The organism is Dyella sp. (genome assembly GCF_035508675.1).
Taxonomy (GTDB): domain Bacteria; phylum Pseudomonadota; class Gammaproteobacteria; order Xanthomonadales; family Rhodanobacteraceae; genus Dyella_B.
The window spans coordinates 1-8,335 of the sequence record NZ_DATJMN010000167.1 but is presented as its reverse complement, the minus strand read 5'-3'; the positions used below and the strand labels follow the sequence as shown (position 1 = coordinate 8,335).

The window sequence follows — 8,335 nt, the reverse complement described above, 5'->3', positions numbered from 1 at the left end:
TGGATAGATAGCGTATGGCATTTCTATTCTCCCTCAGGGTAAGTGGGGTTTTCGTGTTTCGGTAATATGTTCGATCGCGCTTAGGCGGAGTGCGGCGAGCGGGTTTGGCGCAGACCCAGCTCTACTTGTTATGGCATCGATGGCCGCCCGCTGCCTGGCTATGCACTCGCGGTATCGCTCGCGAAAGTCGGATCGGGTCTTTGGGCAAGTTTCGTTGAGCAGGGCATATGGAGGTCCTGCATTGCCTGACGCTGGACCTCCTAGCGGACGATTAGTCAAATCCCTGGCAAGCGGGCGAAGGACTTGAGTCATCGTCCGAGTGCACAAACCTATAAGCGCCACCCTCTGCTCTCCATGTTCGTGTGAGAGCGTCCATGCGATATCTAAGAGCAGGAGTTCGTAGCACTGGTTGAACAATTCGGCCCAGGTAATGGTCTCGGGGTCAATAATGTCAGTGGGCGTAGGGTCGTCACTGATTTTCTGGCCAGGCACTCGCGGTGTTCGCGGTAACGGCCGAACGGCAACATGGCCGTTTTCAAACGACTGAAATAGAGAGAAGAAGCTTGAAAAGTGTGAGTCCTGCGTGCTCCTTAGGCCCTCCCCTTGTGCTGTAATGAGGTCCAAGGCTGCCAAACACTGGGCGCGGTTTTGAACGGACGCAACGATTAAGTCAGGAAACGACCCCCACTCGATGCGGGTGGATGCAAGGCGATCGATAATGTCTACATTTGTAAAATCTTCATCGGTCAAATGCCAGCCAGGGCGGAATCCTAACGCGACCGAAAGGCCAAGCTCGTCTGGCGTATCGTCAGCCTGAAAGATCCATCTAATGGCAGCATAGAGTGCGTACAAGGGATTGGCGCTGACGCCGAGTAATTTGACGTGCTTTTCAATCTCATTAACCGTTTGAGCTACGGTGGAGTCTGAAATGTGCCATGGGCGCTCGACTACGACGAACTTGGCTAGTGCGTCCTTGGATATTGGTTCGAGAATGAACGGAAGAGGATTGCGTGTGCTAGCGCGACGGATGGTGTCGCGACCTAGATGAATGAGGCGAGGAATCCCTTCGTCGGTAATGCCATTTAAAGCAAGCAGCAGGTTCTGCACCGTCAGGAGGTGCCCCATTTCCTGGATGGCTACATGCGCAACAGTTCGTGCGTAGCCGCTACGCAGTGAACCTGCTGCGTACAGGTATTGCGCCATCAGCGCATGTTCTACTTCAGCGGCCAGCATGAGTAAGCCGATTGCATCCTGCTTGGGCGTGGCCGCGTGATCGACGCGGGGTACTCCTTCTTCTTGAATTGCCAGGGACAAGGGATTAGGCGGCGCTGGTCTTAGTTCCGATGGGCTACGTCGATTTCGTATTCGTGCAACTTCCGGCGTTTTATCCTTGTCCGGAGGTGTCCATATGATTCGTGGCGTGTGCATTCGTAAGGCCCTTTATTTGATGGGTTTTTGTGTTGTTCTTCAAAAATGGATTGCCTCTGTCGATTTTCGACTGTGTGGTAACGCACTGGTTTAAGTTAAACACGAATATCATGCAAGAAAAGTTTTAGTAAAATACTAATTTAAAGGTGTGCAATGACTAAGCAACCTTAAAATATTTCTGATTAGGTGGCGTAACTTGGCGGTACGTGAAAGCTGTCTTGCTTGATTTACTACGTAAGATTGCCATTGGCTGTAACGGTGTACCATTCATGATGCTATTTCATATCGGCATTCATCCAATATGCGTGCAGGAATATTCTGATTTTAAATTGGCGCATCGCATCATAAATAGCAGTGCGTCGAGCATTTCTGCGCGCCGTGGTGGATGGCGAGCATGGGTTGGAACAGAAGAGCAAGCGCCAAGCCAACTACACACTTGATCGCAGTTTGTTTGGTCTTTCAGCGCTGTCTTTTGTTTCAATGATGAAATGGCCATCGGCGCCATGCGTGCGTTGAGTGTGTGTGGCTTGCGTGTGCCGCAGGACATCTTGGTGGTCGGCTTCGAAGACATTCGCTTCGCGCGGCATACGTCGCCGGCACGCGCCACCGTCGCCTAGCCGAAGAATGCGCTGGGGTGGAAGTCACGACCATGCTGATCGAGCGGCTCAACGGTCCTGCCGTGCCGTCACGCAAGCGCGTGCTCTTGGCGGATCTGGTGGTGCGCGGCTCTACAGCGCCGAGGGTGTCGCGGCGGACATGACCCGTGGGCTGGAATTTCATCTCAGCCTGAGGTTCGTTTGGAACGTCGTTACGATCTTTCCTGCCAATCGACAACTAGGCGTGTAATACGAGCCTTGCACGACAGGCGTGAGCCGCCGCAAGCAGCTGCCGTGATCGTCGACGAGAAACAATCCAGCATCTATTGGCGCGAGTGTGCCGTTAGAAACGCCGTTGACGGTGCGCGTCAATAGAATACTGACGCTCGCATAAGCGGACGCGCACTAACAAGCCATCGCGAGTGCGATGGCGACGCAAGAGCGCGCGCATATGACCCTGCATGTTTCGTCGATGCAGACGTAGTGCGAACAAAACGCCCTTGCTACGCCGACACGCTTTACGGCATGTCGCGATGCCGCCAGTCATCCCGGCCGAAAGAAGTTGCACCGGCATCGGTCGAAGAAACGTGAGAAGGTGTCCATCATGCAAAGGCCCGCGTCATGCGGGCCTTTGCGGTGTGTGGAATGCCGTCACCGTGGTGTGCGGTAAGGCCTTGCCTCAAAGCGTGCTTATGCGATACATCGCCGTTGCATGGGGCTGCAACGAGAGCTTCAGCGCGCCATCGCCTTTTTCTTGCGTATGCGTCCATAGATCGCGCACGTTGTAGCTGCCGCCCGTCTTCAGGCCGATTTCGGTAGCGGAAACCGAGACCTCGCGCGGCGTATCGGCTTCATTGAATACCGCCACCGCGCGGCTGCCATCCTTGAGCGGCTTGACGATCACATGGATGCCATCGGCGTCGCGTACCTGCTTGCCCTGCACGCCAAGCGGATCCTGGTCCACCGCAATCACTTCCTTGTTGAGCAAGATCTGTAGCGCATCCGGCTTGATCGTGCGCAGGTCGGTGCCGATCAGCAGCGGGGCGGCCATGATCGACCACAGGCTGAAGTGGCTCTTGTATTCGACGTCGGTCATGCCGCCGTTGCCCACTTCGAGCATGTCCGGATCGTTGTAGTGGCCGGGCGTGGCATAGCGATCCAGCACCACGTTCTGCTTGAAGTTCTTCAGCATCGACGCATAGCTGTCGCTGATGTCGCCGGTGGTGCGCCACGAACCGGCATCGACCGGCGGCTTGCCGGCCCACAGCCAGGGCTTGTTCTCGCCCCATTCGCACACGCTGTAGAAGATCGGCCGGCCGGTGGCGCGCAGCGCTTCGGCCATCGCGGTGTAGCGCTTGCGGGCATCGACCTTCTGGTTGTTGCAGTTGTCGTACTTCAGGTAATCCACGCCCCATGACGCGAAGGTCGCGGCATCCTGCTTTTCATGACCCAGGCCGCCGGGAAAGCCACGGTTTTCCTGCAGCGGTTCGCAGGTGGAAGTGCCGGCGCTGGAATACAGGCCGAACTTCAAGCCGTGCGCGTGGATGTAGTCCGCCAGCGCCTTGATGCCGCTGGGGAAGCGCTTGGGATTGGGTTCGAGGTTGCCGTTCTTGTCGCGCTGCCAGTTGGCCCAGCAGTCGTCGATGTTGACGTAGCGGTAGCCGGCGTCGCGCAACCCCATGCTGATGAACTTGTCGGCGATGCCGCGGATCATCGTTTCATTGAATTCATCGCGGCAGTGCGTGGAGTTCCAGTTGTTGAAGCCCATTTGCGGCGGTGTCGCTTGCGCCGCCGATGCAGGGCTTGCGCTTGCCGCGACCGCGACAACGAATGCGAGGGAAGCGGCAGCGCGCCGCAGGGATGCAGGGGAAGCCATCATTGATTTTTCTCCACCAATTGAAAAGGATTTGATGATTGTCAAATCTCGCCTTGCCAACTCCCTCCCTACTGCACGCAGGGGAGGGAGCAGAATTCCGCTTGATTGAGGTCTGCATTACCGCATGGCTTATTTTGCTTGCTTCGGCGGCCCCAGCATCGGCTGTTTCAGCGTGCGCAGCGTGGGCTCGCCTTCAGTCAGCAGGTCCAGCACCACCAATTGATTGCCGCCGGGCTTCAACCACGCGCCGGGCACATACAGTGTGTGCTGTGGCCCGATGTTCCAGAAGCGTCCCAACGGATGGCCATTGATCCACACCACACCTTTGCCCAAGCCCTTGGTATCCAGGAACGTATCGGCATTGGCGTCGCCGGATACCGGCGCATTGAATGTTGCGTGATAGATACACGGCGCATGCCGGCATGCGCCCTGGGTGACCTTTACGTTCTCGTTGTCGGCAAAGGGCAGGGGATAGATTTGCCAATCGAGCAGCGTTTGTCCTTGCAGCGTGACGGCGCCAAGAATGCCTTTGCGTTCGTTGACCAGCTTCTCGCCGAAATTGATGCGGCCGTCGTTCTGCACCAGCAGATCGAGCGTGTCGCCCTTGGCGAGCTTCACATTGAGTGAGTCCTGCTTCAGGCGGCGATCGAGCGTGCCGATGCGCTTGCCATTGACATACACCAGCGCGTAGTCGTGCAGGCCGTCGATATGCAAGCTGCCGGATGCATTCGCATCGATACGTTTGCGATAAAGGATGTCGCCGTAGGATTCCCCAAGCTCTTCCATGGTCTTGAGCTCATGTGACGCCGTAGGGGCCGGCAAGGCATCCCACAGCGACCGCGATTCATCCAGCTTGATGTTGGCGATGGCTTGCGTCGAGGGCGTTGCCGGCACCGCAGGCGGCGTGGTGCCGGTGGCCGCGGCAATCACCTTGCGCAGCGCGTAGTACTTCGGGGTGGGCCGGCCGCTTTCATCCAGCGGGCTGTCGTAGTCGTAGCTGGTCACGTCCGGCTGGTAGCTATTGTCGTCCCAGTTGGCCCCGCTCATCCAGCCGAACGAGGTGCCGCCGTGGAACATGTACAGGCTTACGGAATAACCCTGTTTCAGCATGCCGCTCAATTCGTTCGCCACTTTGGCAGCGTCGATCACGTAGTGCGGTCCGCCCCAGTGGTCGAACCAGCCGACCCAGTATTCGCCGACCATATAGGGGCCGCCCGGTTGCCATTGATGCAGCTTGGCGAGCTTTTCTTGCGCATGGCCGACACCGAAGTTGATCACCTTGAGCAGGCCGGGCAGTGAAGCCGGCTCCGGCGCGCTGTCGGAGGTGTACAGCAGCGAAGCATCGAAACCGCTGTCGACGATGTCCTTGCGGATCTGCTGCAGATAGGCGTCGTTATCCTTGCCGTAGCTGCCGTATTCGTTTTCCACCTGCACGGCGATGATGTTGCCGCCACGGTTGTATTGCAGCGGCGCCAGTTCCTGTCCTAGCCGATGCAGCCAGCGTTGCGCCGGCTGCATGAACGCCGGATCGGTACTGCGGATATGCGCATTGCGGTCTTTCAGCAGCCACGCCGGCAAGCCGCCAAGATCCCACTCCGAACAGACATAAGGGCCGGGCCGCAGGATCACGTACAGGCCTTCCTGTTGCGCTTCGCGGATGAATTCGGCGATGTCGTTCTGGCCGCTGAAATCGTAGTGGCCGGGCGTCTGCTCGTGCGCGTTCCAGAACACATAGGTGGTGATGGTGTTCAAGCCCATCGCCTTGGCCATTTTCAGGCGTGCCCGCCAGTATTCGCGGGGAACGCGCGTGTAGTGCATGTCGCCGGCGATGATGCGGAACGGCTTGCCGTCCAGCAGTAACTGGCCGTGCTCAATGGCAAGTCCGTGCGGCGAGCCCACCGGGGCAGCCAGCGCGTTGCCGGCAAGCAACGCGCCGAGCGCCAGACCTGCCCCCAAACTTTTCAATCTATTCATCGAAACATTCCGTCGAACTGCGATTAGTGCGAGCACGTAGGTTGGGCTAAGCGTATGTGAACCCCAACCTACGCGGTTTCTTCGGACATCTTGTCTGCGTCAGAACGTGCCGCGCACGCCCACGGTATACACCGTGCCATCCGCTTCGGCGTAGAGGAAGCGATTGGGATACGCGGAGTAATCATAGAGATGCGACTGCGTCAGGTTGGTGCCGTCCACGAACAGCGAGACGTGACTGTTGAGCTTGTAGCTGGCGCTCAGATCCAGCTCGCCGTAGTCGGTTCGTGTGGCAGGCTGTGCGCCTGACCCGTAGGCGATGCTCTCCAGATATTTCCCGCGCCAGTTGTACGCCAGGCGTACCTGCCAGCGTCCTTTCTCGTAGTAGCCGCTGAGGTTGGCCGAATCGCCAATGCCGGGGACGGCGAACTTGCCGGATGTGCTGATCGTGCCAGGACTGAGGTTGGCGCTGCTTTGGACGTGGGTGTAGTTGAAAAGCATGCCCAGGCCGTCGAAAGGTGCCGGCAGGACATTCTTGAACTGATAGTTGAAGGTCAGTTCTTCGCCATAGATCTTCGCCGAATTCAAATTGACCGGTTCGCTCAGCGACCAGGTCTGGCCGAGGAACGACACCGGTGTACTGACGATCGTGCTGAAGTTGCTGACATGCTTGTAAAAGGTTTCGAGGGCCAGATAGCTGGCGTCGTTGATGTACCACTCCATGCCGGTGTCGAAGTTGGTCGATGTATAAGGCTGAAGATCGGGATTGCCCTGGCTGATCGTCAACGATTCCGGACGGGTACCGAAACTCTGGTTGTAATAGAGATTGCTCAGCTGGGGCGGCGTCAGGGTTTTGGAAGCGGAGAAGCGATAGATCAAGTTGTCAAGCAAATTGAGCTTGAAGTTCACCGCCGGTAGCCATTTGTGATAGCCGCCTGTGGCTGATTGCGGCTGCAATGGTCCAAACGTGACCTGGCTCGCACTGGTGTCATTCGGATCCACGTAGTAGCTGGTGGGCTCCTGGAAAATTGCCTGGGACTCCGAGCTCGTGTGCAAATAGCGCACACCGACATCCAGAGCCCAGGGCAATTCCCACATCGTGCCTTCGAATACAGCTTTGGCGAACGCCGCCTTCTCGGTTTCCCGCACCTCATTGAAGCTGCCTGGATTAACCTGGGGTCCGAAACTGCCGTACTGGGCAAGGGCCGCGAGCAGGGCTGCGCGCTTGTCAGGCGTCAATTGATTGTAGGCCGCAGGCGTAGTCAGCCAGTTGAAATACGCAGGTACGTTGTACTGTATCCATTGCGTCGGTAACCCCGGCTGTGAGACACCGTTGATCGGTGCCGGGGGCGTGTAAATGTACGCGCCGACGGCGCTGGCCGGTACCTGCACGGCATAGCCGCAGTACGCGTTGCACAGAATGCCGTTCGGTGTGGATACCGATACCGATTTGTTGTAGTCCCGGTTTTCCTGCACGCCGAATTCGAGGGTAGACAAGACGCCGCTCTCGAAATTCTTGGCGAAATTCAGCTGATATTGGGTGATGCCTTCGGTGACGTTGTTCGACTGGCCGCCGGCGTTGCAGCAATGCGCATACAAATCGTTGAGATTGGTGGTGGGAAGAATGTCGGTATAGCTCGGCGGGGTGTTGTCGCCGTTGTTGGTCCAGGTCGGATTGACGCCGACATTACGCGTACCGATCACCGAGAAGTAGCCGTAAGGGCTTTGCTTGTTCCAGGCTTTCGAGTTGGAGACGTCCAGGCTGATGGTGCTCGACGGGTCGATGTTGAACGCCGCATTCAACCCGTTCTGCAACATGATTTCGTCGCTGGGGTTGTAGGCGACGACGTAATCGTTCGACATCACGCCGGCCGGCTTTCGCACATAGCTCAACACGGTGTTGTTGGCATCCGTGGTGAGCGACTGGATGTCGCTGGCATTGCCGTATTCGCCGAATTCGTGTTCCAGCGGATTGATGCGATAGCCCGCATACAAGGTGTCGAACTTGACCATCAACTGGTCGATCGGATGCCAGTCGATGGCGCCGGTGAAACTCTTGCGCGTACGCTCCTCATTGACCACGTTGTTGGCCAGCGTTTCAGGAATGGCGACGTGGGTGTAATTGGGATTGCTCAGCCCGGAAAGCTGGGAAATATTCTGGTTGGCGTACCAGGAATTGGCCTGCGTGTTGATCTGGGTATCGTCGCGCTTGTAGTACTGCACGGAAGCCAGAAAGCCGAAGGTGTGGTCCGAATTGGTCCAGCCGGCCATGCCCGATACCTTGGGCGTGGTCTTGCCGGCCCAACTGCCGGTGAGGTTGCTGTTGACGCCGGCAGCCGAACCGGTCGCATGAAAGCCGTGGAAATCCAACGGGCGTGCGGTTTGAATATCCACCACGCCGCCGATGTCGACTTCCGGAATATCGGCCGATGATGTCTTGTTGACCTGTGCGACGCTGATGATG

General features: G+C 57.5%; 5 protein-coding genes. 1 reads left to right on the top strand and 4 read right to left on the bottom strand.

All coding sequences use genetic code 11. The annotated features are described in order from the left end of the window. Positions 1–33 precede the first annotated feature (33 nt). Positions 34–1,314, bottom strand: a complete 1,281-nt coding sequence (locus VMA74_RS09235) for a ferritin-like domain-containing protein (RefSeq protein ID WP_325366349.1) — start codon at positions 1,312–1,314, stop codon at positions 34–36. Between the two features lie 602 nt (positions 1,315–1,916). Here VMA74_RS09235 and VMA74_RS09230 point away from each other — a divergent pair. Beyond that, positions 1,917–2,045, top strand: a complete 129-nt coding sequence (locus VMA74_RS09230) for a substrate-binding domain-containing protein (protein WP_325366348.1) — start codon at positions 1,917–1,919, stop codon at positions 2,043–2,045. Positions 2,046–2,703: 658 nt separating this feature from the next. On the opposite strand, the gene VMA74_RS09225 is transcribed toward VMA74_RS09230, so the two are convergent. The 3 genes from VMA74_RS09225 to VMA74_RS09215 form a co-directional block, all read right to left on the bottom strand. After that, a complete protein-coding gene (locus tag VMA74_RS09225; protein WP_325366347.1) occupies positions 2,704–3,903 on the bottom strand; it encodes a glycoside hydrolase family 27 protein in 1,200 nt (399 codons plus the stop codon). 126 nt (positions 3,904–4,029) lie between these two features. Further along, complete coding sequence (locus VMA74_RS09220; RefSeq protein ID WP_325366346.1) at positions 4,030–5,874, bottom strand: beta-galactosidase family protein; 1,845 nt, start codon at positions 5,872–5,874, stop codon at positions 4,030–4,032. A 99-nt stretch (positions 5,875–5,973) separates the two neighbouring features. Continuing rightward, positions 5,974–8,335 (bottom strand): TonB-dependent receptor (locus VMA74_RS09215; protein WP_325366345.1); only part of this gene is annotated, 2,362 nt, incomplete at its 5' end.

Bases quoted from the DNA above. Each gene is read 5' to 3' on its own strand.
- VMA74_RS09225 (WP_325366347.1), bottom strand. From the start codon at position 3,903: ATGATGGCTTCCCCTGCATCCCTGCGGCGCGCTGCCGCTTCCCTCGCA.
- VMA74_RS09220 (WP_325366346.1), bottom strand. From the start codon at position 5,874: ATGAATAGATTGAAAAGTTTGGGGGCAGGTCTGGCGCTCGGCGCGTTG.
- VMA74_RS09230 (WP_325366348.1), top strand. From the start codon at position 1,917: ATGGCCATCGGCGCCATGCGTGCGTTGAGTGTGTGTGGCTTGCGTGTG.